Here is a 26,588-nt window from a genome sequence, read left to right as displayed (position 1 = left end):
CCACTACTCCGACACCCCAAGCGTTTGCTCGCCGAGCAATACCTCACGCATGGCTGAACGAGTAAAGTGCCTGCTTGCGTAATTCTGCATGCAGCACGAAGTAGATAAGCGCAACTCTTCCGAGCTGATCAGAGCAATGATGGCTTCGGCAAATTCGGTAGCAGCATCACGCACGAAAATGCAGTCCGCCACACCAGGCAATCCTTGAGCCCCAACGGATGTCGTCACAAGGGGCAGCCCATCGCGCAGTGCCTCAACCACCTTGCCCTTCACTCCTGCACCAAAACGCAGCGGAACGACAGCAACATCAGACGAAGCGTAAAGCCCGGCAAGTGCATCATCACTGACGTCCGCATGGATCTCCACTCTTGCCCCTGCAAGCGCACGCACGTCGTCCGTCGGGCTCGAGCCAACTATACGCAGAACCGTATCGGGGAATCGGGCATGAACAAGGGGTAAGACCTCCTTCACGAACCAAACCACCCCATCAATATTGGGAGGATGACGAAATCCCGCCACGAAGATCAGCACCTGCCCGATACCTGGACGCAGCTTTGCTGGCGAAAAGGCATCGAAACAGAAAAGTGGTATCTGGCGGGCAATGCCGGTTACCCCCAGCTTCGCCTGAACTTCCCGTATTTCTTCGTCGGAGGGATACAGGACAAGATCCGACGCCTGCCAGAGCCGCTCCTCGAGCGAGCGCATACGGGCTATAGCAGCTTCGCCGTTGCGCCCCCCGCCCAGCACATCTTCACGCTGCATGCGCGCCCAATGCAGATCGTGGCCGTAGAAAACTACCCTGGCCTGTGAGTAGCGGCGTACATCCTCAATATAGTCTCGCGCCACGAGCGGTCGATTTAGGATCACCGCACTGACGCTCGGGCCAAGCGACGCCAGCCACGGGCCGAAGCGATCGCCGTATTCCGCTCCGTAGATAACCTCCACCCCGCGCGCCTGCAGAGCTTCGGTATAATCAGGCTCGTACCAGAGATTGTGTGGCCAGAATTTGACTCGCCACCCTTCGCGAAGATAGGTGTCGATGATGTGCTGCACTGAGCGCCCACCCGCGTCTCGATCCGGACGCGGCACGTACTGATCCACGATCACGACAATGGGCGCAGTGTGATTGCGCTCACGAGCCGTCACTGCGGACGTTCCATTCTGCTGATGGTTGACATCGAGACATGCCGCCCATTTTTCCCGGAACCGGACCGCGTTGCGCACCTGATACTGCTTCAAGCCGCTGGCAAGCGAAGTCCCGTTGGAAACGCCCTCGAAATGGACGACTTGCGAGCCCGGCTGGTAGTACAGCCTGAGCCCGGCCTCGCGCACCTTGAAAGCGAGATCGGTATCCTCGTAATAGGCGGGGGCATACTCGGCACCAAAGCAGCCCACCCCCCGGAAGAGCGCAGAAGGAATCATCAGCGCAGCACCCGAGCAATAATCAACTTCCCTTAGATAACGGAACTCGGATCTGGATGGATCATCGAGGCGCCCGAAATTCCAGGCAGACCCATCCCTCCAGACAATTCCTCCGGCTTCTTGCAGGCGGCCATCCGGATAGATGAGCATAGACCCAGCCATTCCGCAGTCGGCTCGCAAAGAAAACGTCTCCAGAAGCTTATCGATTGCCCCGCTCAGAATTTGCGTATCGTTGTTCAGGAAGAACAAGAACTCACCACGCGCCATCGATGCGGCGGCGTTGCAGTTTCCAACGAAGCCCTGATTTCTGGGCTGACGCACGAAGCGCACCCCGGGGACCAGCTCAAGCCAAGCCATTGCAGGGTCTGGAGAGTCGTCATCAGAAACAATGATTTCGTACGCAGCAAGGTCCCTCGCGAGCGCAATAGCCTTGAGGCAGGCTGCCGTCATTCTGAGATTGCCGAAAGTCGGGATGATGATCGAGACCTCCGGTTGCGCATGCTCCGCAAACCTCAAACCATCCAGAATCTCCTCGACCGTCAGAGCTTCAAGCACGGGCAGCTGAAGCGGAGCGAGTCCGCGCGCCCGGCGGGCCCGTTGCCACGCCTGGTAATGCGGAACACGACTGAAAACAGGTCCAGCGAACGTGTAAACCGTATCCACCAGCCTGGTGCGCGCGCCCATCGACAGAGGTAAGGACAGGAAAACCTGGCGCAGAAAGGGAACAAGAGCCATGAGGCTCAAACGCCCTGATACGGGCGAAACCACGCCACGAAACGATTCACGCCCTCAGCGAGGGGCGTACCGGGAGCGAAGCCGGTCCAGGCCGTCAGCGCCGACACATCTGCAGAGGTCACCGGGACATCGCCCGGTTGCATCGGCTGGAAGTCTTTGTCAGCGACTTTACCGGTGGCGGTTTCGATACAGGAGATGAAATCCATCAGCGGCACCGGATCCTGGTTACCGATATTGAAGACTCGGTAGGGTGCCCGGGAGGTGGCAGGATTGGGAGCCTTGCCATCGTAAGCGGCATCCGGCTCGGCCGAGCGGTCGAGCGTGCGCACCACGCCCTGCACGATGTCATCGATATAAGTGAAGTCGCGCAGCATCTTGCCGTGATTGAAGACCTTGATCGGGCGTCCTTCGAGAATGGCGCTGGTAAACAACCAGGGCGCCATGTCCGGTCGGCCCCAGGGGCCATATACGGTGAAGAAGCGCAGGCCGGTGGTGGGCAGGTTGTAGAGATGGCTGTAGGTGTGGGCCATCAGCTCGTTGGCCTTCTTGGTGGCCGCGTAGAGGCTCACCGGATGGTCCACAGCATCCTGCTCGGAGAAGGGGGTTTTCTCGTTGCCACCGTATACGCTGGAGCTGGAGGCGTACACGAGGTGCTGCACGGCGTTGTGACGGCAGCCTTCGAGGATGTTCACGAAGCCGACGAGATTGGAGTCGGCATAGGCATGCGGGTTCTGCAGGGAGTAGCGCACGCCGGCCTGGGCAGCCAGATGCACCACGCGCTCGAACTTCTCGTCCGCAAACAGCTTCGCCAGTGCTTCGCGATCGGCAATATCAAGCTTGATGAAACGGAAGTTCGGCCAGGGAGTGAGCTGCGCGAGGCGGCCGTGCTTGAGCTGCGGGTCGTAGTAGTCGTTGAGGTTATCGATACCGACAACTTCATCGCCGCGTTTCAGCAGTTCGAGCGAGGTGTGCATGCCGATGAAGCCGGCCGCACCGGTGACGAGGACTTTCATGCCGGTCGTTTCCCATCCTGCAGCCCAGGCTGCTGAAAAAACAAAAGCGGCTTCAACGCCGCGAAAACTCGATCATTTTCGCATACTTGGCGAAGCTGTTGAAACAGCCGATCAGGATGTGTATCAAGCCAGGAAGGCCATCCAGAAAGCCAGCCCGCAGGAGGTAAAACTTGATGAAACGGAATAAAGGACTCAACAGCAATTTGCCTGCCGACACCTGCCTGCCCTCCTCGACCAGCGCCTTGGCCGCCAGCGTCGTGTAGCGGTTCTGTTTGGCGAGATAGCTTTCGATCGTGTCTTCGGAGTGGTGCAGTAAATCCCCGCGCAGCAGGCCTACACCACCGAGCGTGATGACACGCTCGTGCACGATGTCGTCGGACCAGCGCGCTTGGCGGCGATCGAACAGGCGCAGCGATAGATCCGGATAGCCCTCGCCGTGCTTCAGATAGCGGCCGAGAAAGCGATTGCAGCGCGGAAATTCGTAGCATTGATAAGCCGGCTGGACAAGCGCGCGCTCGATGCTGACGCGCAGCGCCTCGGAAACGATTTCGTCGGAGTCGATGCACAGCACCCAGTCATGCGCAGCCTGCTCGATCGCGAACTGTTTCTGCGGACCAAAGCCACGCCACTCCTCGCGGATCACACGTGCGCCGAAAGATTCCAGCAGCTCGATCGTGCCATCCGTGCTACCCGAATCCACGGCGATGATCTCCTCGCAGAACGCCAGGGACTCCAGCGTGGCGCGCAAGGGGCCTGCGCAATCGCGTGTGATCAGCACGGCTGACAGGGGAAGACGAGCACTCATGAGCAGTGGCCAGGGTTTACAATCCGGGCCACATTCTATGCCAGACCCAGCGATTCCCCTTAGCGCATGCGTTCCGTCCTCCTCGTCAAAACCTCCTCGCTCGGCGACGTGATCCACAACCTGCCGGTCGTCAGCGACCTGCTGCACCACTGGCCGAAGCTGGCCATCGACTGGGTGGTGGAAGAAAGCTTCGCCGAGATCCCGCGCTTGCATGCGGGCGTGCGTAAGGTTTTTCCGGTCGCGGTCCGGCGCTGGCGCAAGCAGCTCACGCAGCGCGCCACCTGGCAAGAAATCGGCGCATTCCGGCAAGCCGTGCGCAGCAACTGCTACGACCTCGTGATCGACACCCAGGGGCTGTTCAAAAGTGCCCTGCTGACCCGCATGGCCGATGGCCTGCGCTGTGGCTACAGTCGCGAAGCCGCGCGCGAGCCACTCGCCGCCTGGTTCTACGACTGCCGCTATGCGATCCCGAAAACCGCGCACGCGGTGGAGCGCAACCGCTGGCTGGCCGCCGCAGCCGCCGGCTATTCGCCGGACCTGCCGCTGCGCTACGGACTGCATGTCGACACAGCCGATACAGCGAAGCCTTACTGCGTACTGCTCACCGCCACCAGCCGGGACGACAAGCTGTGGCCCGAGGCCCACTGGCAGACGCTGGGCCAGGCGTTGGCCGCGGAAGGCCTGCGCTGCGTGCTGCCGGCCGGCTCAGCGCGCGAACGCGAACGCGCCAGCCGCATCGCCACCGCCATCCCCGGCGCCGAGCTGGCCCCGCCCTCCTCGCTCGGTGAGCTGGCCCAGCTGCTCGGCGCGGCCGCCGGCATCATCGGCGTGGATACCGGCCTGACCCATCTCGCGGCTGCACTGGATCGCCCGGTCGTGGCGCTCTATGTGGCCACCGCCCCCGGGCTGACCGGCGTCTACGCCGGCCCGCACGCGCTCAACCTTGGGGGCAGGGGGCAATGCCCCGCGCCGGCCGAGGTGCTCGCCGCCCTGCAGCCCATGCTGACGAAGAAGATCCGCCCATGAATCGCCTGCTCTACTCCGCGCTGTGGCACCTCGCCCTGCCCCTGATCGGCCTACGCCTTGCCTGGCGTGCGCGCAAACAGCCGGAGTATCTGCAGCATCTGGGCGAGCGCTTCGGCGCGGCGCCACGCGCAGGTCAGACGCCGCGCATCTGGCTGCACGCCGTCTCGGTCGGCGAAACCCGCGCCGCCCAGCCGCTGGTGAAAGCCCTGCTCGCTCGCTATCCGCAGCACGAAATCCTGCTCACTCACATGACCCCCACCGGTCGCGCCACCAGCGAAGAGCTGTTCGGCAAGGAAACACGTGTCGTACGAACCTATCTCCCCTACGACTTTCCCTGGGCCCAACGCCGCTTTCTCACCCGTGCTCGCCCGCGCATGGGCATCGTGATGGAAACTGAAGTATGGCCAAACCTGATGTGCGCCGCCGAGCAGGCGGGCGTGCCGATGCTGCTGGCCAACGCCCGCCTCTCGGCGCGCTCGGCACGCGGCTATCAACGCCTCGGCCAGCTCGCCCGCACAAGCTTCGGTCGTTTCAGCAAGGTGCTGGCGCAGACGGCGGATGACGCCAGCCGCCTCACCACCTGCGGCGCTGTGCAGCCGATCGTGAGCGGCAACGTGAAGTTCGATCTGGAGCTGACGCCAACCCAGCTCGCCCTCGGCGCGGAATTCCGCGCCGCTGCGGGCGGGCGTCCTGTGATCCTCGCCGCCAGCACCCGCGAAGGAGAAGAAGGCGCGCTGCTCGCCGCCTTCCTCATCCATGCACCGGCAGACGCGCTACTGGTGCTGGTGCCGCGCCATCCACAGCGTTTCGACGAAGTGGCAACCATGGTCAGCAAGCAGGGGCTATCCCTGCAGCGCCGCAGCGCTGGCCTGCAGATCACGCCGGATACGCGCGTGTGGCTCGGCGATTCGATGGGCGAGATGCTGGCCTACTACCGCATGGCCGAGGTAGCCATCATCGGTGGCAGTTGGCAGCCACTGGGCGGACAGAACCTGATCGAGGCCTGCGCGGCCGGTGCGCCGGTGCTGATCGGCCCGCACACCTTCAACTTCACCGAAGCCGCCATGAAGGCCATCGAAGCCGGCGCCGCCCGGCGCTGCGCGGATCTCGACACAGCCCTGCGCACTTGCCGTGAGCTGCTGGCCGATGCTTCTGCACGCAAGACCATGGCCGCCGCCGGCGAAGCCTTTGCGGCCGCCAACCGTGGGGCTACCGAGCGCACCCTGCAGGCGATTGCCGCATTGCTTGCCACCGCCAGCCAATGAAAAGGGCGCGTTGCCGCGCCCTTCGTGATCCTGAAGCCTTCTTCGATCAGCGTTCAAGCAAGGCGTTGATCTCTTCCAGATCCTTCAGGCTCAGGCTGCCCACAGCCTGCTTGAGCTTCACCTGGGCCATGATCGTGTCGTAACGCGACTTGGCCAGCTTCTGCGCGGTGTCGGCGAGCTGGCTCTGGGCATCCAGCACATCCTTGTTGATCTTCACGCCCACCTGATAGCCCAGCTTGTTGGACTCCAGTGCGCTGCGGCTCGATATCACAGCCGCTTCATAGCCTCTCACCTGGGCTACGCCACTGGTCACACTGAGGAATGCCGAGCGGGCCAGTTGCGCAGCGTTACGCTTGGCTGCCTCCAGATCCTGCTGCGACTTGGCCGACAAAGCCTGCGACTCGCGCACCTTGGACTGGGTGCCGCCGCCGGCGAAGATCGGCAAGGTGGCCTGCACGCCGACCTGCCAGTTGCGATACTCGAACTCGCTCTGCGAGGAAGTAGAGCCCGCGCCATGATTGCGGCCATAGGAGCCCACCGCATCGATGGTCGGCATATGTGCTGCACGGTTCCGTTCCACCTCGCGCGCAGCGATTTCTGCGTTGAGCTGGCCGACTTGCACATCCAAATTGTTTTTCTGGGCAGACAGCGCCCACTGCTCCACATCCGCCGGCATTGGCGGCTCCAGCATCACCCCATCGCGTAGACGCGCCAATTGCGGCGGCTCCTTGGCGATCAGCACACGCAAGGCTTCGCGTTTCACGTTCACATCGTTCTGGGCCGCAATTTCCTGTGCCGACACGATGTCGTACTTGGATTGCGCGTCATTCACGTCGGTAATCGTGACCGTACCGACTTCAAAACTCTTCTTCGACAAGTCCAGCTGCTCGCGCGAGGCCTTCTTGAGCTGGCTCTGCACCGTGAGCACATCCTGCGCGTTGAGCAGGTCGAAGTAGGCCTGAGTACTGCGCACCATCAGATCCAGTTCGGCCGCCGTGAGCTGCGCTTCCGCCACGCCCACCTGCAACTCGCCCTGCTTGTAGGCCACCCAGTTCTGCCAGCGGAACAGCGGCTGGGAAAGCTGCAGGGTGTAGGAGTTGGTGTTGTAACCATACTCGCGCTCGTTCGGCAGCTTGGCATCCAGGTTGTTATAGGTGCTGGCGCCATTCAGGTTGATGGTCGGCAGCAGACCAGCGCGCCCTTGCGGCAACTTCTCGCGCCCGGCTTCCACCTGGTAGCGGGCGGCGCCGTATTTGGCATCGCTCTGGCGCGCGTCCTGATAGATACCCAGCAGATCGGCGGCCTGAACGCTGCCGGCACACAGCAGCGCGACGGACAGGGCAATACGCTTCATGTTCTCTCCCACTCCAGACTTCCCAGAAATTCAGTAACGCGGCATGGCCGGATCAACGCGCTGCGCCCACGCATCCACGCCGCCCGTGAGGTTATACACACTTTCAAAACCCTGTTGCGCCAGGAACATGGCCACGCGCTGGCTGCGCATACCGTGATGACAGATGCACACCACTGCCTGCTGCGCCGGCAGCTCATGCGCTCGCGCCGGGATTTCGGCCATCGGTACCGGCGTGATGCCGGCCAGCGCGCAGTGCTCAACTTCCCAGGGCTCGCGCACGTCCAGCAACAGTGGCGCGGCGCGCCCGCCATCGGCCAGCCAGGCGGCCAGGTCTTCAGCACTCAAAGGCGTCACCATGATGCCGCGCTCAGAACGCGAAGGCGGCCGCCGGCGTGCGCAGGGCGTCCACCGAGGTTTCAAACAGGGCACGGCTGCCGCCCGCCGGCGTGTACAGGCGCACACTGAGCACCGGAGCACTGCCCACGCAAGCCAGCAGGCGACCGCCCGGCTTGAGCTGGGCCAGCCAGGCCGCCGGCACTTCGCGCACCGCACCGCTCGCTACGATGAGGTCATACGGCCCATGTGCCGCATCGCCCTGCAGGCCATCAGCCTCTTCCACAGTCACGTTGGCCACCCCGGCATGGGCCAGATTGGCGCGCGACAGGCTCACCAGGACCGGATCGGCCTCCACCACCCGCACGCTCGCAGCATGCACGGCCAGCAGGGCGGCCAGATAGCCAGAGCCGGTGCCGATCAGGAGCACGTTCTCGCCCCGCTTGGGTGCTGCAGCCTGCAGCAGGCGGCCAGCCACGGTGGGCGTCAGCATCTTGCGCCCGCCCGGCAGGGGCAGCGCCACATCGGCAAAGGCCAGGGCCTGTTGCGCTGGCGCCACGAAGCGCTCGCGACGCACCAGCGATACGGCCTCCAGGGTGACCGGGTCGAGCACCTCAGCAGGGCGCAGTTGCTGCTCGATCATGTAGAAGCGTGCCTGTTCGATATCCATTCTTGTTTCCTTCCTGTCTGGGGGCGGGGCGTCAGCCGGGAATTCTAGCCTGTGCGCGCCGGCCCCGCCCTCAGGCCTTACATTCTTTCACCCGGTACCAGGCGGCATACAGCGCCGGCAGGAACAACAAGGTCAGCACTGTGGCGACCAGCAGCCCCCCCATGATTGCCACCGCCATCGGCCCGAAGAAGGCCGAGCGCGATAGCGGAATCATCGCCAGGATGGCCGCCAGGGCGGTCAGCATGATCGGGCGGAAGCGCCGCACGGTTGCCTCGACAATCGCCTGCGCAGGAGGGACTCCGTTCTTTTCGTCCTGATCGATCTGGTCGATCAGGATCACCGAGTTGCGCATGATCATGCCCGAGAGCGCGATGGTGCCCAGCATGGCGACGAAGCCGAAAGGCTGCGCAAAGACCAGCAGCGCGATGGTCACCCCGATCATGCCCAGCGGCGCGGTGAGCAGCACCATCAACATGCGTGCGAAGCTCTGCATCTGCAGCATCAGAATGGTCAGCACCACGATGATGAATAGCGGCACACCCGCGGCTACCGAACTGCCGCCCTTGGCACTTTCTTCCACCGCTCCACCCACCTCCAGGCGATAGCCCAGTGGCAAGGCCGCGCGAATCGCCTCGATCTGCGGCGCCAGTTGCTGGACCACTTCAGCCGGCTGAACGCGGCCATACAGGCTGGCACGCACAGTCACCGTCGGCAGCTGGTTGCGGCGCCAGATCAGACCTGGCTCGAAGTCGTATTCGAGGGTGGCGAGCTGCGACAGCGGCACACCGCGGCTACTGCCGACCGGGATCACCAGCTCGGAGAGCCAGGCCAGGCCCAGATCGCGCCGGCTGCTGCGCATCTGCAACTCGATGACTTCGCTGCCTTCGCGGAACTGGCTCACCGACACACCGTTCAGCGCGGTGGCAAGGAATTGCTGCACCGCTTCGCGTGACAGGCCGGCCAGCCGCGCCTTCTCGGTGTCCACATGCAGGCGCACGACCTTCGAGGCCTCCTCCCAGTCCTTCTGCACATTCGACAGATGCGGATTGGCACGCATCACACCAGCCAGCTGGCTACCGATCTGCTGGATGCGTTCGTGCTCCGGCCCACTGATCCGGTACTGCACCGGGAAGCCCACCGGCGGCCCGTTCTCGAGCCGGTTGATGGAGGCGCGTAGCTCCGGATAGTCTTGCTGGAAGAGTTCGATCAGGCGCGCACGCAAGGCCTCGCGCTCCGGCATGCCGCGCGTGAGGATCACGAACTGGGCAAAGTTGGCCTGCGGCAGTTGCTGATCCAGCGGCAGATAGAAGCGCGGGCTCCCCCCGCCCACATAGGCCACGTAGTTCTCGATGCCTTCCTGCTGCCGCAGGTAGTGCTCGATGCGCTCCACCGAACGCTCCACGGCCTTCAGCGAGGCGCCCTGCTGCAGGCGCAGATCGAGCAGCAGCTCGGGGCGGGTCGAATCTGGGAAGAACTGCTGCGGCACGAAACGGAAGCCCCAGATTGACACGGCGAAGGCCAGCAGGGTCGCGCCGATCACCATCCAGCGATGCTGCACGCACCAGCCCACGGTCTGGCGAAAACGCGCGTAAAAGGGCGTGGAATAGATCGCCGCTTCGGAGTGGGTGTGGTGGCTGCGCTCGATCAGGCGCACCGCGAGGCGCGGCGCCAGTTTCGCCAGCAGGCGCACGACGATGCCGGTCTTGCCGGAGTTCTTGGAAAAATCCGGCAGCAGCCAGTAACCGATGAAGGGAACGAAGAGCACCGCCGCCACCCAGGACACCAGCAGCGCGATCACCGTGACCTCGAAGATCGAGCGCGTGTACTCACCGGTCGAAGAAGCTGCGGTGGCGATCGGCAGGAAGCCGGCGGCGGTGACGAGCGTGCCGGAGAGCATCGGCCAGGCCGTCGACGTATAGGCGAAGGCGGCCGCCCGGGCGCGCTCCCAGCCCTGCTCCATCTTCGTCGCCATCATCTCCACCGCAATGATGGCGTCATCCACCAGCAGACCCAGCGCGAGGATCAGCGCGCCCAGCGAAATCTTGTGCAGGCCGATGTTGAAGTAGTACATGAACAGGAAGGTGATCGCCAGCACCACCGGAATACTGATCGCCACCACCACGCCGGTGCGAAAACCCAGCGAGAGCAGGCTCACGGCCAGTACGATGACCACTGCTTCGGTCAGCGAGCGCACGAAGTCCTGCACCGACTCAGTCACCGCGCGCGGCTGGTTGGCCACCCGCTCGAACTTCACGCCCAGTGGCAACTGCGCTTCGATCTTCGCGCTGGCCTCATCCATGTGGCGGCCCAGCGCGATGATGTCGCCCCCCTCGCGCATCGACACGCCGATGCCCAGCGCCTCGCGGCCCATGAAGCGCATCTTGGTGGCCGGCGGGTCGACATAGCCACGTTTGACCTCGGCCACGTCACCGATGCGCAGGCTGCGCCCACCCGCGCGCAGCGGCAGCGCACGGATGTCGTCGAGCGACACAAATTCGCCCTTGGCACGCAGGAATACCCGCTCGTCCTGCAGCTCGAAATAGCCGCCGGCGAGCTTACTGTTCTGCTCGGCGATCGCCGCCATCAGGGTCTTCGGATCGATGCCCAGGGTCGCCATGCGCAGCGGCGAGAACTCGATGTAGATGCGCTGCTCCTGCTCGCCGAAGAACTCCACCTTAGCCACGTCCGGCAGGCGCAGCAATTCGAGGCGGATCGCTTCGGCATGGCGCTTGAGTTCGGTGTAGGAAAGCCCCTCGCCAGTCAGCGCGAAGATATTGCCGAAGGTGTCGCCGAATTCGTCATTGAAGAAAGGGCCCTGGGCACCGGTCGGCAGGGTGTGGCGCATGTCGCCCACCTTCTTGCGCACCTGATACCAGATGTCCTTCATCTGGCTGGATTTGAGCGAATCACGCGCCACCACGATGATCTGCGACTCACCCGGGCGCGAGTAGCTTCTCAGCGTCTCGACCTCGTTCATCTCGCGCAGCTTCTTCTCGATCTTGTCGGTCAGCTGCTGCTCGACTTCCAGCGCACTGGCGCCCGGCCATTTGCTGGTCACCACCATCACCTTGAAAGTGAAGGGCGGATCTTCGCTCTGACCCAGACGCGTATAGGAGAACAGGCCGACCAGCGTCGCCACCAGCATCATGAACAACACGATCTGCGGGTGCCGCAACCCCCAGTCGGAAAGATTGAAGCTTTTCATCGCTTCACATCCAGTACCACCGGTGCGCCCTGCTCCACCGGCCGCACCTTGAGACCGGCAGACAGCGCATGGGCGCCCACCGTCACCACCCGCTCGCCGGGCTTCACGCCCCCCGCCAGGCGCACCTTCTCATCCCCCCAGGCCGCCACCTCCACCTCGCGCGGCTGCACCTGATCCTGCTCATCGACTATCCACACCCGGCCCTTGCCCCCGTCGCCGCGGATCACCGCGGCCAAAGGCAGCTCAATATTCGCCCCGGCAGGGATGGGCAGCACAAAACCCGCCGCTGCCGTGGAGCCCAGGCCCAGATGCTCGTCGGGTGCCGTCACGCTGATGCGCGCGGCATAGGTGCGGGTACTGGCGTCGGCACTCGCGGCAAGCTCGCGCAGCACGCCAGGATAGATCTTGTCCGGCGCACTCCAGGCCTGCACCTGGGCCACCTGACCCGGTTTGAGGCCGGCTACGCGGGATTCCGGAATCCACACCAGCACCTCACGCTGGGCCGGGTCGGCAACCCGCAGCACCAGCTGGCCAGCCGCCAGCACCTGGCCTACTTCAACCGGCGCCGCCGTGATCACGCCATCGCGCTCGGCCACCAGTTGCGCGTAGCCCAGCTGGTTCTGCGCCACTTCACGCGCGGCCAGGGCTTGCTGGCGGCGAGCCTGGGCCGCCTCGAACTGGCTACGCCGCGCATCCACGGCGCTGACACTGAGAAATTTCTGTGCGAAGAGATTCTGCGCCCGCTCGTAATCGGCTTTGGCCAGGGCCAGATCCGCTTCGGCGGCTGCCAGCTGGGCCTCGGCGGATTTGGCCGAGAGGCCCAGATCTGCCGGGTCAAGCCGAGCCAGCACCTGTCCCTTGCGTACCGTGTCGCCCAGATTCACGCGTCGCTCAAGCAGCTTGCCGGCCACGCGGAAAGCCAGATCAGCTTCGTAGCGCGAGCGCACCTCGCCCGCATAGGCCAGGGTATTCACGCCAGCGGAGCTGCCGGCCCGGATGACCACCGCCGCCTGCGCCGCCGCCTGCGGCGGGGAGGCCTTGTGGCAGGCAGACAGCGTCAGAACGCTGGCGATCAGGAAAACGGGGCTTTTCATCGGGAACTCCTGGCAGGCGGCGGCTCGCACAGCAAACCGCGCATGAACATGTCCAGATGGGTCTGGACGTAAAGATCGGGTGAAACGGTCTGCATCTCGCAGCCAGAAAAGGACTGCTGCCACAGACAACTGAACATCAGCGGGGCAATGGCCAGCTGGCACATCACCAGCGGATCACAGGAGCGAAACACGCCAGCCTGGATGCCGCGCTCCAGCACCGTCGCGAACAGGGCACGGCCGCGCTGCACGACATGTTCGTGATAGAAGGCCGCAATCTCTGGAAAATTGCCCGCCTCGGCCATCACCAGCTTTGAAATGCCGCCCAGGCGCGGATTGCCCAGCACCTGCCAGTAACGCAGCAGCAACTCACGCAACAACTGCTCCGGATCGGCATCGAGTCGCTCCAGCAAAGCCTCGCCGGCGGCCAGATGCGGTAGCACCGCCTCCTGCACCACGGCCCGGAACAGGGCTTGCTTACTCTCGTAATAAAGAAACACCGTGCCTTTGGAAACGCCGGCGCGGCGGGCAATGTCATCCATGCGTGCGGCAGCGAAGCCCTTGTCGACGAAAACGTCGAGCGCCGCCGCCAGCAGTTCGGCCGGGCGGGTTTCCTTGCGACGCTGGCGAATGGCACGGGTCATGGAAGACAAGCAGGGTCAGTGCAGCAAAGGCAACAAAAGATGGAAAGGCAACAAGCCGCCGGGGCCATCAGCCAGACAAATGACTAACCGGTCAGTAATTATTGGTGAAGACACAGGATTTGGCAAAAGCTTGATAAAACCCTGTTCACAAAACAGTCGATGAGAAGTATTCTCAATTGCAATACATCGCATACTGATGACCATGAAGCTGTCCGAACTCACGCCGGGTGTGCCGGCCACCGTCCTGCAAGTCTGCGAACAAGGCAGTCCCGATCCGATCGCCAGCCGCCTGCGCGATCTCGGCTTTGTGGCGGGTGAGCCGGTCAGTCTGGTCGCCCACGGACCTTTCGGCGCCGAGCCGCTGCTGGTGCAGATCGGCTTCACACGCTTTGCCCTGCGCCGCTCGGAAGCCGCGCGCATCACCATCGAACTGCCAGGAGCCCGTGCATGAACAGCGCCAGCCTGATCACCACCCCGCTCTCCCTGGCCCTCGTTGGCGTGCCCAACTGCGGCAAGACGGCCCTCTTCAACCGCCTCACCGGCAGCCGCCAGAAAGTGGCCAATTACGCCGGTGCCACCGTCGAGCGCAAGGAAGGCTTCTTCGTACTGCCCTCAGGCCGCCATGCCCGCGTGCTGGACCTGCCCGGTGCCTATAGCCTCAACGCCACCAGTCCTGACGAGGCGGTGACCCGCGACGTGTGTCTGGGCCAGCATCCGGCCGAACAACAGCCGGACTTGCTGCTGTGCGTGGCCGACGCCACCAACCTGCGTCTGCACCTGCGCTTCGTACTTGAATTGAAACGCCTCGGCCGCCCGATGGTACTGGCCCTGAACATGGCCGACGCCGCCGCCCGCCGTGGCATCCGCATCGATGCCCAGGCGCTGGAGGCCATTCTCGGCATCCCGGTCATCGAGACCATCGCCATCAAGAAGAAGGGTGCGGCTAACCTGATCGCGGCCCTCGACGGTCACCTGCCGCCGGCTCCACCGAAACTCGCGGAAGACGCCGACCTGCATGCCGAAACCCGCCGCATCCTGGCCGCCACGGTCAGCATGCCGAGCCCGACCAGCCCGGTCGACGCCGCCATCGACCGCTGGGTACTGCACCCGGTGCTGGGCCTGGCAATCCTCGCCGCCGTGATGCTGGTGGTCTTCCAGTCAGTGTATGCCTGGGCCGGGCCGTTTTCGGACGGTATCGAGGCTGGAGTCGGCCTGCTCGGCGAACTGGCGGGCGAACACCTGCCGGAAGGCCTGCTGCGCAGCCTGCTGGTCGACGGCGTGATCGCCGGCGTAGGCGGCGTGCTGGTCTTCCTGCCGCAGATCCTGATCCTGTTCTTCTTCATCCTGGTGCTCGAAGAATCCGGTTACCTGCCGCGCGCAGCCTTCCTGCTGGACCGCTTCATGGTCGGTGCAGGCCTCTCGGGCCGCGCCTTCATCCCGATGCTGTCGAGCTTCGCCTGCGCGATTCCCGGCATCATGGCTACCCGCAGCATCCCGGATCCGCGCGATCGCTTCCTGACCATCCTCGTCGCGCCGATGATGACCTGCTCGGCCCGCCTGCCGGTGTATGCCCTGCTGATCGGCGCCTTCATCCCTGACCGCGCCATTGGTGGCGTGTTCAACCTGCAGGGCCTGACCCTCTTCGCGCTCTACATGGCCGGGATCTTCGGCGCACTGGGCGTGGCCTGGGTGGCCCGCCTGCTCGGTCGTCGCGGTGCAGAAGAACAGGCCCTGATGATGGAAATCCCGGCCTGGCGCCTGCCCAACCCGCTCGACGTACTGCTGGGCCTCAAGGAGCGCGGCATGATCTTCCTGCGCCGCGCCGGCACCCTGATCCTGGCCCTGTCGGTGCTGCTGTGGTTCCTCGCCACCTTCCCGACTCCGCCGGCGGACTGGACCCGCCCGGCCATCGAGTACAGCTTCGCTGGCCATATCGGCCGCGCCCTGGCCATCTTCTTCGAGCCGATCGGCTTCTCCTGGCAGATCTGCGTAGCCCTGATCCCGGGTCTGGCTGCGCGCGAAGTGGCCGTCGCCGGCCTGGCCTCGGTGTATGCCGTGGCCGGCAGCGGCGAAGAGGAAACCGCCCAGTTGCTGGGTGCCGCGATCGCCAATGAATGGTCACTGGCCACCGCTTTCGCCCTGCTCGCCTGGTATGTGTTCGCCCCGCAATGCCTCGCCACACTCTCCGTGGTGCGCCGCGAAACCGCCTCCTGGCGCGCCACCGCCGTATGGGCTGCGCTCCTGACCGGCCTCGCCTACGGCGCCGCCTTCCTCACTTTCCACATCACGGCCGCACTGACATGAGCTACGCCTCGCTCGAACCCGTCATCCTCGCGCTGGTGCTGGTCTTCAGCCTGTGGCTGGCCCTGCGCAAGGCGGCTCCCAAGCTCTCCCTGCTGATCGGCGCCGCTACCCGCAAGGCGGGCCTGCCGGAGGCGGTCGCCAGCCGGCTTTTTGGTAGCCCGGCAGCCTGCAATAGCGGCTGCGGCAGTTGTGGTGGCTGCGAAAAACCAGCGGAAAGCACGCCGGTGAACTTCCATCCACGTAGCTGAGGCACCAAGTTTTACAAAGCCCAGGCTTTCCCGCACTCAAGCTCGCCCGCCGCCGCCCGTTACTCCGGACAAGATCGGCAGTTTTGCCGCCGCTGCTGGAGAAGCACCATGAAATTCTGGAACGGGTCCCTGATGTATGCCCCGCGCTCACCGGAGTACTACGCCATTCCGGGCACCGAGCACTGCATTTTCCGCCTTATGTACAAGTACCAGGACGCCGTGGCCTGGAACCTGTACTGGCTGACCAAACCGCAAACTGATCTGATTCCGCTGCATCCGCAGGACTGGCATCGCTACTACGAATCCTTCAGCGGCCAGGAAACCCGTGCTTTCTATGACGCGCTGGACACCGTCGTGCTCAACAGCATGACGCTCGCCACCATCATGGCCCGGCCGCCGCGCGAGGCGATCCGCCTGCTGCGGGTTGCGCATCTGGAACGCACTCGTTTCTATCAGCTCGCGGGCGGCGAAGCCTGGCGCAGCACCCTGCTCGGCCGGCTGTTCCTCGCCGAGCGCTTGAGCGACAGCCACAACAGCAGTGGTAACGCCGGCAATGTGGTGCTGGCCGACTTCATCCTGCATCGCTACACCCGTCCCGGCAGCACGGAATACAAGCAGATCCGCCGGCCGGCCTGAATCTAGCCCCACCAAAGAGAAAGCCCCGCGTGCGGGGCTTTCTCTTTGGGCGAATCAGCGGGACAAGACTCAGAGCGTACCGCGCTGAATCAGCTCGATCTTGTAGCCATCCGGATCCTGCACGAAGGCGATCACGGTCGTGCCGTGCTTCATCGGGCCGGCTTCGCGCGTCACCACACCACCACGGGCCTTGATCTCAGCGCAGGCGGCATAGGCATCCTCTACCGCAATCGCTACATGGCCAAAGCCGGTGCCCAGCTCATAGCTTTCCACGCCGTAGTTGTAGGTCAGTTCGATGACCGCACCGTCCGCTTCGCTGCCATAGCCAACGAAGACGTTGGTGAACTTGCCTTCGGGGTGATCCGAAGTGCGAATCACGTTCATGCCCAGCACTTCGGTGTAGAACTTGATCGAGCGATCCAGATCGCCAACGCGGATCATGGTGTGCAGTACGCGCATATGTAACTCCTTGAAAGTGGGGAGCAGAGCTCCCGTGAATCAGAACACCGGAATGACGCGGTGAGCCTGTTTGAGCGCCGCTTCGTCGCGCTCGTAGTCGGGCTTGAGCTCACCGACCAGGCGCCAGAAACGCGGCGAGTGATTCATTTCAACCAGATGGGCAACCTCATGTGCCACCACGTAATCGATCTGTGGTCGTGGCAGATGGATCAGGCGCCAGTTGAGACGAATGCCGGAGAGCTTCGAGCAGCTGCCCCAGCGCGTGCGTGCGTTCGACAGATACAGGGGCGGGCGCTGGATCTCGGGGTAAGTGCGCTGGAGCAGATACACATACTCATCGAGGCGGCCGGCAAAGTAGGGCAGCGCGTACTCCTGCAGGCCGCGCAGGAGTACGCGCGGCGCATCCTCGTGACGGCGCAGATGCAGATGCAGCTCGCGCCGCGCATAGCCTTCCACCCAGCGCGTGCGGTTGGCACCGGCCGTCCAATGCACCGTGCAGGGCTCGCCAAACACCGGCAGTTGCATACCGTCACTGATCTGCACGGAGGGTGGCGGCTGGCGCTGCGCCCACTCATCAAGCTTCTCGACGATCCAGGCCGCACGCTCGCGCATGAAGGCTTCGGTCTCGCGCAGGCTGGCACGCAGTGGGATGGTCACGGTAAGCCCGCGCCGGTCGATCTGCATGCCCAGCGTGCGGCGCGCACTGCGGCGCAAGGTGAATACGATCTCGCGCGGCCCCAGCCGGAGAGTGCGCTGTTCCGCGCCGGTCGTACTCTGGGCGGTGCGCTGCAGCTCCATCAATGGGCGACCCGGGCCGCTTCGCGCTTGCTGCCAAGCGACTGACGATAGTGCTGCGGGAAGAGGCGATGCATCTCGCCCTCGATCCAGGCAGCCGCCTCGGCATTCACGGTCTCGGCGCTACGGCCGGCCGTCTCGATGGCGGGGCCGATGCTCACGGTGATTTCCCCGGGACGCTTGACGAAGGCATTGCGCGGCCAGAACTCTCCAGCGTTATGCGCAATCGGCACAACCTTGCGGCCCGTCTCCACCGCCAGCGTGGCGCCGCCGATCTTGTAACGCCGCTGCCCGCCCACAGCGGTGCGCGTGCCCTCCGGGAAGATCACCACCGAATAGCCCTCATTCATCAAGGCTCCACCCTGCTCCACCACCTGGCGCAAGGCATCCTTGCCGGCACTGCGGTCGATGGTCACGATCGGCATCTGAGCCATCCCCCAGCCGAAGAAGGGGATGCGCAGCAGTTCACGCTTGGCCACATACGCCGAGGGCGGCAGGAACGCGGCCAGCGCCAGGGTTTCCCAGGCTGACTGATGCTTGGCGAGAAACACCACCGGCTCGGCCGGTATGTTCTCCAGGCCCTGTACGCGATGGGTGATGCCGAGAAGGCGGCGAAAGGCGCCGAGGGTGTAGCGGGCATTCCAGCCAGTCACGAAGTCGTAGCGCTGGCGCAGGCTCATCCAGCGCGTGAGGGCCACAAAACCGGTGAAGGGCAGGAAAACAAAGAGCAGGAACAGCGCAAAGACCAGTGAGCGCAACAGGTTCAGCATCAGGCCTTGTATCCGAGCAGGTGATTGGCGACGGCAGAGAGGTCCGGGAAGACCTTGGTCCCCACTGGCAGCTCAGGGTCGAGGGCGGTCTTGCTGCCCTTGCCGGTCAGCACCAGATAGGGCGTGCAGCCCAGCGCCTGGCCGGCCACCAGATCGCGCAGGCTGTCACCCACGGCCGGCACGCCCTTGAGGTCCATGTTGAAGCGCTCGGCCACCTGCTGGAACATGCCGGGCTTGGGCTTGCGGCAATCGCAGGTGGAGTCAGCCGGATGCGGGCAGAAGAAAATCGCGTCGATGCGCCCGCCCACGGTGGCAAGGCTCTTGATCATCTTGTCGTGGATCGCGTTGAGCGTATCCATGTCGAAGAGGCCGCGCCCGACACCACTCTGGTTGGTGACCACCACGATCTTGTAGCCAGCCTCGCCCAAGCGGGAAATCGCTTCAAGGCTGCCGGGAATCGGCTTCCACTCCTCCGGCGACTTGATGAACTGGGCGGAATCGATGTTGATGACACCGTCACGGTCGAGAATGATCAGTTTCACTTGGCTCTCCGGGAAGAGGGTTGAAGAGAAGGGGGAAGGGTGAAGCGGTAGGGGATCGATTCCGGCCCGGCTTCGCCCGCTTCCCGTTCAACACATCGGGCAGAAAGGAGTGGGCGCAGTGCTCGCACACGCCTCGCCCGCCCCGTCATTGCATTACGCCGACAGCTTCGAAAGATCCGCCACGCGATTCATCAGACCATACAACTGGTTCAGCAAGGCCTGGCGATTGGCACGCAGCGCAGCCTCTTCGGCATTGACCATCACACCGTCGAAGAAAGCATCAACCGGGCCACGCAGTGCCGCCAGGGCCTGCAGGGATGCGGTGTAATCGCCCGAGTCGAAGGCAGCATTCGCCTGCGGGGCAATCGAGCCCAGCGCGGCAAACAAGGCCTTCTCGGCCTCTTCGGCGAGCAAGGCCGGTGTAACGCTGCTCGGCAGTTCGCCTTCGATTTTCTTCAGGATGTTGCCGACGCGCTTGTTGGCCGCAGCCAGCGCAGCCGCTTCCGGCAGCGCCGCGAAGGCGCGCACGGCAGCCAGACGCTTGGCGATGTCGCCGAGGCGTTGCGGGCGCAAGGCCAGCACGGCTTCGACTTCCTGCGCCGAATAGCCCTGCTCGCGCAGGCTGCCAGCGAGGCGATCGTAGATAAACGACCGCAAGGAATCCTCTGCCCCCCGCAGCAGCGGGATCAGTTCTGCATCAGCGCCGAAAATTGTGTGAGAACGGTGGGCTTCCGGATCTCCCCCGATTTGAACAATTCCATCAATTTGCCTAAATGCGAGACGCAAAATTTCATTGAGATCAAGCGGAAGATCGCGCTCGATCAGCATGCGGATCACGCCCAGCGCGTGACGACGCAGCGCGAACGGATCCTTGTCGCCGGTCGGCAGCTGGCCGATGCCGAACAAACCCACCAGCGTTTCCAGTTTGTCGGCCAGCGCCACCACCACACCCACTTCGTTGCGCGGCAAATCATCACCGGCAAAGCGCGGCTTGTAGTGATCTTCCACTGCGTCGGCAATCGTCTCGCCGAGGCCGTCGTGGCGGGCGTAGTAGCCACCCATGATGCCTTGCAGCTCGGGAAATTCGCCGACCATGTCGGTCAAGAGATCAGCCTTGGCCAGTTGTGCAGCGGTATCGGCTGCCGCTGCATCCACGCCCAGCTTGGCCGCAATCGCCTTGGCAATCGCGCGCACGCGCTCGATACGCTCGCCCTGAGTGCCGAGCTTGTTGTGATACACGACCTTGCCCAGGCCTTCGACGCGCGAAGCCAGCGTTTTCTTGCGATCCTGATCGAAGAAGAACTTGGCATCCGCCAGACGCGGGCGCACCACGCGCTCATTGCCCTGAATCACCGCGCTGGCGTCTGCCGGGGCGATGTTGGAGACGATCAGGAACTGGTTCGTCAGCTTGCCATTGGCATCCAGCAGCGGGAAGTATTTCTGGTTGGCCTTCATGGTGAGGATCAGGCATTCCTGCGGCACGGCGAGGAATTCCGTCTCGAACTGCCCGATCACCACATTCGGGCGCTCGACCAGACCAGTCACCTCATCCAGCAGGGCTTCGTCTTCAATGGCCTTCACACCACCGCCGACCTTGGCCGCGGCTGCGGCGAGCTGGCGCACGATCTCGGCACGGCGCTCGGCAAACGAGGCGATCACCGCGCCTTCGCTCTTGAGCTGCTCGGCGTAGCTATCGGCATCGCGAATAGTTACCACCGACTGGGCGGCTTCGAAACGATGACCCAGGGTTTCGCGGCCGGACTTGAGGCCCAGCACGCCGACATCGACGATCTCCGCGCCATGCAGGGCGATCAGCTTGTGCGCCGGGCGCACGAAACTCACCGTGCTCCAGCCATCGGCGAGCTGATAGCCCATCACCTTCGGAATCGGCAACTTGGCCAGCGCGTCTTCCAGCGCCTTTTGCAAACCAGCAGCCAGTGCCACGCCCGGCTGCACCGAGTCAAACATCAGGGTTTCGGCCTTGCCTTCGCCCACGCGCTTGAGCCCCGCCACGGCCGATTCGTCAGCGCCCAGCGAAGCCAATTTTTTGAGCAGTGCCGGGGTGGCGGCGCCATTGGCGTCCAAACCAACAGACACCGGCATCAATTTTTGAGAGATCTGAATATTCGGAGCAATGTCACGCACATCCGTGAAATGCACCGCCAACCGGCGAGGAGATGCATATGTGGTGACCTTACTTTCCCAAATAAGTCCGGATCTATTGAGGGCGGTTTCAATACCCACACCAAACGCCTCACCCAGCTTCTTCAGTGCCTTGGGCGGCAGTTCTTCAACAAACAGTTCTACGAACAGATTCTTGTTCATGATTATTTCTCCTCCTTCTTCGGGAGGTCGGCGACCCATTCCCTGGGTGCCATCGGGAAGCCCAGACGCTCACGGCTTTCCAGATACGAGGCCGCGACGCTGCGGGCCAGATTGCGGATGCGGCCGATGTAGGCAGCGCGCTCGGTCACCGAGATGGCGCCACGGGCGTCGAGCAGGTTGAAGGTGTGCGCGGCCTTGAGCACTTGCTCATAGGCAGGCAGCGCGAGCTTGGCCTCCATCAGGTGCTTGGCCTGCTTCTCGTGCGCACCGAAGGCCGTGAACAGGAATTCGGCGTCGCTGTGCTCGAAGTTGTAGGTCGATTGCTCGACTTCGTTCTGGTGGAACACGTCGCCGTACTTCAGCACGCGAGTCTGACCATTCTCTTCCCAGGTGGTCCACACCAGATCGAAGACGTTTTCGACGCCTTGCAGATACATGGCCAGACGCTCGATGCCGTAGGTGATCTCGCCGGTGATCGGCTTGCAGTCGATGCCACCGACCTGCTGGAAGTAGGTGAACTGGGTCACCTCCATGCCGTTCATCCACACTTCCCAGCCCAGACCCCAGGCTCCCAGCGTCGGGTTCTCCCAGTCGTCTTCAACGAAGCGCACATCGTTTTTCTTCAGATCGAAGCCGAGGGCCTCAAGCGAACCGAGGTAGAGGTCGAGAATATTGGCAGGCGCCGGCTTGAGCACCACCTGGAACTGATAGTAGTGCTGCATGCGGTTGGGGTTCTCGCCGTAGCGGCCATCCTTGGGACGGCGGCTCGGCTGCACATAGGCGGCGCGCCAGGGCTCCGGGCCGATGGCACGCAGGAAAGTGGCGGTGTGGCTGGTGCCGGCGCCGACTTCCATGTCGTAGGGCTGCAGCAGTGCGCAGCCCTGGCTGCCCCAGTAGGACTGGAGCTTGAGAATGATGTCCTGAAAACTTGGTTTGGCGTTCATGTGAGGGGGGCGACCGGAGCGGCCGCGCCTGCAGCGGATGCGAAAGCGGGGATTTTACAGGCAAGCGCCCGCCTAGGGGCAGGCCCTGCTTGGCAGGCCCGCAAGTTTGGTTATAGTGGATTGCCCGCGATGAGGAGGAGACAAGGATGAGAGTCAGCGCGCTGTGCCTGCTGCTGAGCTGCCTGCTGAACGCGGCCTTGCCGGCGCGGGCGGCCGAGCCGATGAGCTTCATTCATCCGCCACCGGAGAATGCCTCGGACAAGCGTCACACCTATTACTGGGAGATCCTCGAGGCCGCCCTGCAGTCCAACCGCAGCAAGTACGGTGACTACAAGGTGATGTCCTACGGCACGCCGATGAATTTCCAGCGCGCAGCCGCCGAAGTCGAGGCCGGCGAGAAGGGGCGCATCAATATCGTTTCACGCGCCACCAATCTGGAGCTGGAAGAGCGCCTGCGCGCGATTCCGATCCCGCTGGATAAGGGCCTGCTCGGCTACCGGATGTTTCTGGTGATGCCGGAAACCCAGACCAGACTGGACAAGGTGCAGACGCTGGAGGAGCTCAAGCAGCTCACGATCGGCCAGGCCTCGGTATGGACCGACACGAAAATCCTCGGCGATAACAACTTCAAACTGGTGCTGGCCGACAACTATGAAGGCCTGTTCCAGATGCTGGGCGTACGCCGTTACGACCTCTTCTCGCGCGGCGCCATCGAGATTCACGCCGAATGGCTGGCCCACAAGGACAAGATCCCCGGCCTCGCGATCGAGAAAAAGTTCGTGCTGGCCTATCCGATGCCACGCTACTTCTTCGTGCCGCGCAACAAGGATGGCGAGAAAATGGCCGAGCGCATCGAGGACGGCTTGCGCCGCCTGGCCAAATCCGGCGAGTTCGAGCGCCGCTATCAGGCCTACAAGAAGCTGGTGCTGGCGGATCTGGATCTCTCCGGGCGCAAGGTCTTTCGCCTCACCAACACCCAGCTCTCGGACAAGGCGCCGCCACTCACTGACAAATTCTGGTGGGACGATCTCGCCGCCGAGCTGGCTCCATCGAATCGTACTGGGCGCTGAAAATGCCCTCCCGACGTCGCCACTTGCTACGGATCCTGCTGCTCTGGATGCTTGCGACTGCTGTTACAGCTGCAGCGGATCCAATGCGTTTCACCTACCCGGCACCGGAAAACGCAGACGATCAACGCCAAGTCTATTACTGGCGGCTGCTTGCGGCCATCTTGGAAAGCAATCGGAACCAATACGGTGAGTACACGCTAGAAGCCTTCCCGGTACCGATGAACTATCAGCGCATCCAGTTGGAGCTGGAGTCCGGAGGGGAGCGCGTCAACATCTTTGCGCCGGGCACAAGCCGGGTGCTGGAGCAGAAGCTTCTGGCTATACCCTTACCGCTGGATAAGGGGCTACTCGGTCTTCGCCTTTTCCTCATCATGGAGCACCAACAGGCGGCCCTTGAGAAGGTCAACAATCTGGACATGCTGCGGCGCTTCAGAATCGGGCAACGACCAAGCTGGACAGACACAACGATCCTTCGCCACAACGGCCTTGAGGTGGTTGCAACAGACAGCTTCGAGGGACTGTTCAAGGGGCTAGAGGCCAATCGCTTCGAGCTGTTTTCACGCGGGGCTAACGAGATCCGAGCCGAGTGGATCAGCCGACGTGAAACGGTGCCGGGCTTGACGATAGAGAAACACCTTGCCCTGCTCTATCCGCTTGCGCGCTATTACTTTGTGCCACGCACACCGACCGGTGAAAAGATGGCCGAACGCATCCGGGATGGCCTACAACGCTTAGCCGCAACAGGAGAGTTCGAGCGCCTCTACAGGGCCTACAAACGCGAAGTGCTTCGCGATCTGCCACTGGCCGGACGCCGGCTTTTCCGGCTTGAAAACCCAGAACTCTCGGGGTTCGCACCACCACTTTCCGACCCTCGCTGGTGGGACGATTTCTCGGCCGAGTTCGGAGCAGCCAGATAGGCTTGCTCAGCCCAACCGACGTTTACGGATCAACGCGCCCAGCAACACCAGCCACACGAGCAACCAGATTGGCCAGTCGCCCAGCAGCACGAAGGGGGTCACGCCCTGGTAACCACGCACCTCTGCTTGCAGTGCGCCCTGAGTGAAGGTCGGCAGCACGGCACTCACTGTGGCATCAGGCATCACGATGGCGGTCATGCCGGTATTCGTTGAACGCAGCTGTGGCCGGCCCGACTCCAGCGCGCGAATCCGCGACATCTGCAGATGCTGCGGCTGGGCATGCGAATCACCGTACCAGGCCAGATTCGAGATGTTCAGCATCAGCGTGGCCTCGGGCAGTGCGCGGCGCAGCTCTTCGCCGAACACGTCTTCGTAGCAGATGTTCATGGCCACTTTCTGGCCGGCCAGTTCCAGCAAGGGCTGGCGGTCACCGCCAGGGGTCTGGTTGGCCATCGGGATGTTGGCCAGATCGAAAAACCAGCCAAAGCCCCAGGGGCGGAATTCACCGAAGGGCACCAGATGATTCTTGCTGTACTGCTGAGGGCTGCTTACGCCACGCGTGATCGCGCTGTTGAAGACCCCGCCGGCCGCATCGCTGGTGAACACGCCCAGGATCGCATCGCCGCCAGCGACCCGCGCCTGCTGCTCGATATGCTCAAGAAAGCCTTGCGGCAACTGGTCCACGAACAGCGGCAGGCTGCTCTCGGGCAGCACCATGATCCGGGCGGGATAGCGCGCCAGCAGCTCGGCATTGAGCTGCAGCTGAGCCATCAGGGTGTCGGCGCGCCACTTCTGGTCCTGCGCCACATTGGTCTGGATCAGTGACACGCTGACGGGCGCCCCGACCGGGGCGCTCCACTCGATCTGGCGCAGGCTGGCCCCGGCCAGCCAGGGCAGCAGCGCCCAGACCAGCGCCCGCCGGCGCAGCGCCGGCTCACGCCAGGCCTCCACCAGCAAAGCAGCCGTGGCGGCCAGCAGAAAGCTCATGCCATACACGCCCAGCACGGCAGCCCAGCCTGCCAGCGGGCTCGGCGGCGTCTGGGTATAGCCGATCGCCAACCACGGGAAGGCGGGAAACACCTGGCCGCGCAACAGCTCACACAGCGTCCAGCACGCTGCCATCAGCACAACCCGGCCAGCCCAATGCGCGGGGCGCAGGCGAGCAAACAGCGCCGAGAGCAAGGCCGGATACAGCGCCAGCGCGCAGCAGAAGAGCAGGATCAGGAATACGGCGAGCGGCGCCGACAGGCCGCCGAAACGGTTGAGCGCCACCACCAGCCAGCACAGACCGGCAAACAAGGCGCCACTGCCCCAGGCCCAACCGGTGAGAAAAGCCTGCCCGGGTCGCAGATCCGGCTGACGCAGGAAGAAATACAGCACGCCCCAGCTCAGCGGCATCAGCCAGAACTGTTCGAAGGGCGCATAGGCCAGCACGCTAGCAGCACCCGCCAGCAGGGCAATCAGGAAGGACATGGTGACGAACCCGGAAGAAGCCGCCGCGATTCTACGCGCGACCGTGTGACAGGCGCATGGATGCTCGCTTGCCCGAAGACTCAGGCAGCGGTCTGGTTGAGGACTTCTACGGCGATTTCAGTTGCCCGGCGCGTGTATTCCGCGCACTTCCGGCCAAGCCGATCCTGACGAAAAGTGGCTTGCCCTTCCGGCGTTCCAAGATCACACCCCAGCAAGGAATGACAATCCCTTGAACCGAATTCGGCCTCAAAGGCGTTGATGAGTTGCCGGGTCGCTTCGTAGGTGGCCTGCACAGAATCCGTCTGGGCCGTACGGCCCGAGCCAAGGCCGATTCCCATCATGGCTCCGGTCAGGGCGCCGCAGGTCCCACAGGTACGTGCCATACCACTGCAAAAGGCCGTGGCTATCCTGGGCAGCACATCACTTTCAATGCCCTGCGCGCGTGCGAGCGCAAGCAAGACGCTCTCCGCGCAGAAAAAGCCTGAAGCAAACAATTCTTCCGCGTGCTTCGCCGCCATCCGGGGAGCATTCATCATGATCTC

Annotated in this window: 25 protein-coding genes; 8 read left to right on the top strand and 17 right to left on the bottom strand. The window is 63.5% G+C overall.

Features of this window, described 5'->3' with window-relative positions; all coding sequences use genetic code 11:
• Window positions 1-3: 3 nt before the first annotated feature.
• From HJ583_RS01760 to HJ583_RS01750, 3 genes are read right to left on the bottom strand one after another with little or no spacing between them, the layout of a single operon-like run.
• On the bottom strand, window positions 4-2,157 hold the full coding sequence (locus HJ583_RS01760) for a glycosyltransferase (RefSeq protein WP_170019984.1): 2,154 nt from the start codon (window positions 2,155-2,157) through the stop codon (window positions 4-6).
• A 5-nt stretch (window positions 2,158-2,162) separates the two neighbouring features.
• Window positions 2,163-3,170, bottom strand: a complete 1,008-nt coding sequence (locus HJ583_RS01755; protein WP_170019982.1) for an NAD-dependent epimerase — start codon at window positions 3,168-3,170, stop codon at window positions 2,163-2,165.
• A 52-nt stretch (window positions 3,171-3,222) separates the two neighbouring features.
• A complete protein-coding gene (locus HJ583_RS01750; protein ID WP_170019980.1) occupies window positions 3,223-3,975 on the bottom strand; it encodes a glycosyltransferase family 2 protein in 753 nt (250 codons plus the stop codon).
• Window positions 3,976-4,041: 66 nt separating this feature from the next.
• Between HJ583_RS01750 and waaC the strand changes: the two genes are divergently transcribed.
• Window positions 4,042-5,001 (top strand): lipopolysaccharide heptosyltransferase I, encoded by a 960-nt coding sequence (waaC, locus tag HJ583_RS01745; protein ID WP_170019978.1) that lies wholly within the window; start codon window positions 4,042-4,044, stop codon window positions 4,999-5,001.
• Entirely contained in the window at window positions 4,998-6,266 is a 1,269-nt protein-coding gene (waaA, locus tag HJ583_RS01740) for a lipid IV(A) 3-deoxy-D-manno-octulosonic acid transferase (protein ID WP_170019976.1), read from the top strand. Before waaC ends, waaA begins: the two co-directional genes overlap by 4 nt.
• 46 nt (window positions 6,267-6,312) lie before the next feature.
• Here the strand turns inward: waaA and HJ583_RS01735 are convergent, their stop codons facing one another.
• The 6 genes from HJ583_RS01735 to HJ583_RS01710 form a co-directional block, all read right to left on the bottom strand.
• Window positions 6,313-7,620 (bottom strand): TolC family outer membrane protein, encoded by a 1,308-nt coding sequence (locus HJ583_RS01735; RefSeq protein WP_170019973.1) that lies wholly within the window; start codon window positions 7,618-7,620, stop codon window positions 6,313-6,315.
• A 30-nt stretch (window positions 7,621-7,650) separates the two neighbouring features.
• Complete coding sequence (locus HJ583_RS01730) at window positions 7,651-7,977, bottom strand: rhodanese-like domain-containing protein (RefSeq protein ID WP_170019971.1); 327 nt, start codon at window positions 7,975-7,977, stop codon at window positions 7,651-7,653.
• A gap of 10 nt (window positions 7,978-7,987) precedes the next feature.
• Window positions 7,988-8,623, bottom strand: a complete 636-nt coding sequence (locus HJ583_RS01725) for a protein-L-isoaspartate O-methyltransferase family protein (RefSeq protein ID WP_170019969.1) — start codon at window positions 8,621-8,623, stop codon at window positions 7,988-7,990.
• 70 nt (window positions 8,624-8,693) lie between these two features.
• Window positions 8,694-11,828: an efflux RND transporter permease subunit gene (locus HJ583_RS01720; RefSeq protein WP_170019967.1), complete on the bottom strand. Its 3,135-nt coding sequence runs from the start codon at window positions 11,826-11,828 to the stop codon at window positions 8,694-8,696.
• Window positions 11,825-12,922, bottom strand: a complete 1,098-nt coding sequence (locus HJ583_RS01715) for an efflux RND transporter periplasmic adaptor subunit (protein WP_170019965.1) — start codon at window positions 12,920-12,922, stop codon at window positions 11,825-11,827. The genes HJ583_RS01720 and HJ583_RS01715 overlap by 4 nt, the downstream gene beginning before the upstream one ends.
• Window positions 12,919-13,563, bottom strand: a complete 645-nt coding sequence (locus tag HJ583_RS01710; RefSeq protein WP_170019963.1) for a TetR/AcrR family transcriptional regulator — start codon at window positions 13,561-13,563, stop codon at window positions 12,919-12,921. The genes HJ583_RS01715 and HJ583_RS01710 overlap by 4 nt, the downstream gene beginning before the upstream one ends.
• Before the next feature lie 202 nt (window positions 13,564-13,765).
• Here HJ583_RS01710 and HJ583_RS01705 point away from each other — a divergent pair, with 202 nt between their 5' ends.
• From HJ583_RS01705 to HJ583_RS01690, 4 genes are all read left to right on the top strand, one after another.
• Window positions 13,766-14,014, top strand: a complete 249-nt coding sequence (locus HJ583_RS01705; RefSeq protein ID WP_101942228.1) for a FeoA family protein — start codon at window positions 13,766-13,768, stop codon at window positions 14,012-14,014.
• Entirely contained in the window at window positions 14,011-15,867 is a 1,857-nt protein-coding gene (gene feoB, locus HJ583_RS01700; RefSeq protein WP_170019960.1) for a ferrous iron transporter B, read from the top strand. The genes HJ583_RS01705 and feoB overlap by 4 nt, the downstream gene beginning before the upstream one ends.
• On the top strand, window positions 15,864-16,115 hold the full coding sequence (locus HJ583_RS01695) for a DUF6587 family protein (RefSeq protein ID WP_170019958.1): 252 nt from the start codon (window positions 15,864-15,866) through the stop codon (window positions 16,113-16,115). The genes feoB and HJ583_RS01695 overlap by 4 nt, the downstream gene beginning before the upstream one ends.
• Window positions 16,116-16,223: 108 nt before the next feature.
• The gene (locus tag HJ583_RS01690; RefSeq protein ID WP_170019956.1) at window positions 16,224-16,751 is read left to right on the top strand and encodes a hypothetical protein; all 528 of its coding nucleotides are present in this window, start codon (window positions 16,224-16,226) and stop codon (window positions 16,749-16,751) included.
• Window positions 16,752-16,820: 69 nt separating this feature from the next.
• Here HJ583_RS01690 and gloA read toward each other — a convergent pair whose 3' ends face one another.
• The 6 genes from gloA to glyQ all read right to left on the bottom strand — a co-directional run bounded on the left by gloA (window position 16,821) and on the right by glyQ (window position 22,586).
• Window positions 16,821-17,210 carry a lactoylglutathione lyase gene (gloA, locus tag HJ583_RS01685; RefSeq protein WP_101941890.1) on the bottom strand — a complete coding sequence of 130 codons (390 nt, stop codon included), beginning with the start codon at window positions 17,208-17,210 and terminating at the stop codon, window positions 16,821-16,823.
• A gap of 39 nt (window positions 17,211-17,249) precedes the next feature.
• Window positions 17,250-18,008: a M48 family metallopeptidase gene (locus HJ583_RS01680; protein ID WP_170019954.1), complete on the bottom strand. Its 759-nt coding sequence runs from the start codon at window positions 18,006-18,008 to the stop codon at window positions 17,250-17,252.
• Window positions 18,008-18,772: a lysophospholipid acyltransferase family protein gene (locus HJ583_RS01675; RefSeq protein WP_170021292.1), complete on the bottom strand. Its 765-nt coding sequence runs from the start codon at window positions 18,770-18,772 to the stop codon at window positions 18,008-18,010. Before HJ583_RS01675 ends, HJ583_RS01680 begins: the two co-directional genes overlap by 1 nt.
• A 2-nt stretch (window positions 18,773-18,774) precedes the next feature.
• A complete protein-coding gene (gene gmhB / locus HJ583_RS01670) occupies window positions 18,775-19,317 on the bottom strand; it encodes a D-glycero-beta-D-manno-heptose 1,7-bisphosphate 7-phosphatase (RefSeq protein WP_170019951.1) in 543 nt (180 codons plus the stop codon).
• A gap of 153 nt (window positions 19,318-19,470) precedes the next feature.
• Window positions 19,471-21,642, bottom strand: coding sequence for a glycine--tRNA ligase subunit beta (gene glyS, locus HJ583_RS01665; protein ID WP_170019949.1), 2,172 nt, complete (start codon window positions 21,640-21,642; stop codon window positions 19,471-19,473).
• 2 nt (window positions 21,643-21,644) lie between these two features.
• Entirely contained in the window at window positions 21,645-22,586 is a 942-nt protein-coding gene (glyQ, locus tag HJ583_RS01660; protein ID WP_101941893.1) for a glycine--tRNA ligase subunit alpha, read from the bottom strand.
• Between the two features lie 146 nt (window positions 22,587-22,732).
• On the opposite strand from glyQ, the gene HJ583_RS01655 reads away from it, so the two are divergent.
• Both HJ583_RS01655 and HJ583_RS01650 read left to right on the top strand, forming a co-directional pair.
• Entirely contained in the window at window positions 22,733-23,656 is a 924-nt protein-coding gene (locus HJ583_RS01655; RefSeq protein ID WP_170019947.1) for a type 2 periplasmic-binding domain-containing protein, read from the top strand.
• An 83-nt stretch (window positions 23,657-23,739) separates the two neighbouring features.
• The gene (locus HJ583_RS01650; RefSeq protein ID WP_170019945.1) at window positions 23,740-24,573 is read left to right on the top strand and encodes a hypothetical protein; all 834 of its coding nucleotides are present in this window, start codon (window positions 23,740-23,742) and stop codon (window positions 24,571-24,573) included.
• Window positions 24,574-24,579: 6 nt separating this feature from the next.
• On the opposite strand, the gene lnt is transcribed toward HJ583_RS01650, so the two are convergent.
• Window positions 24,580-26,046 carry an apolipoprotein N-acyltransferase gene (lnt, locus tag HJ583_RS01645; RefSeq protein WP_170019943.1) on the bottom strand — a complete coding sequence of 489 codons (1,467 nt, stop codon included), beginning with the start codon at window positions 26,044-26,046 and terminating at the stop codon, window positions 24,580-24,582.
• 80 nt (window positions 26,047-26,126) lie between these two features.
• Window positions 26,127-26,582, bottom strand: coding sequence for a C-GCAxxG-C-C family protein (locus HJ583_RS01640; protein WP_217423233.1), 456 nt, complete (start codon window positions 26,580-26,582; stop codon window positions 26,127-26,129).
• Between the last annotated feature and the right edge of the window lie 6 nt (window positions 26,583-26,588).

This window comes from Uliginosibacterium aquaticum, assembly GCF_012972705.2.
Classification (GTDB): Bacteria; Pseudomonadota; Gammaproteobacteria; order Burkholderiales; family Rhodocyclaceae; genus Uliginosibacterium; species Uliginosibacterium aquaticum.
Note: the sequence above shows the minus strand (reverse complement) of the source record. Positions and strands in the feature narration are given on the sequence as shown.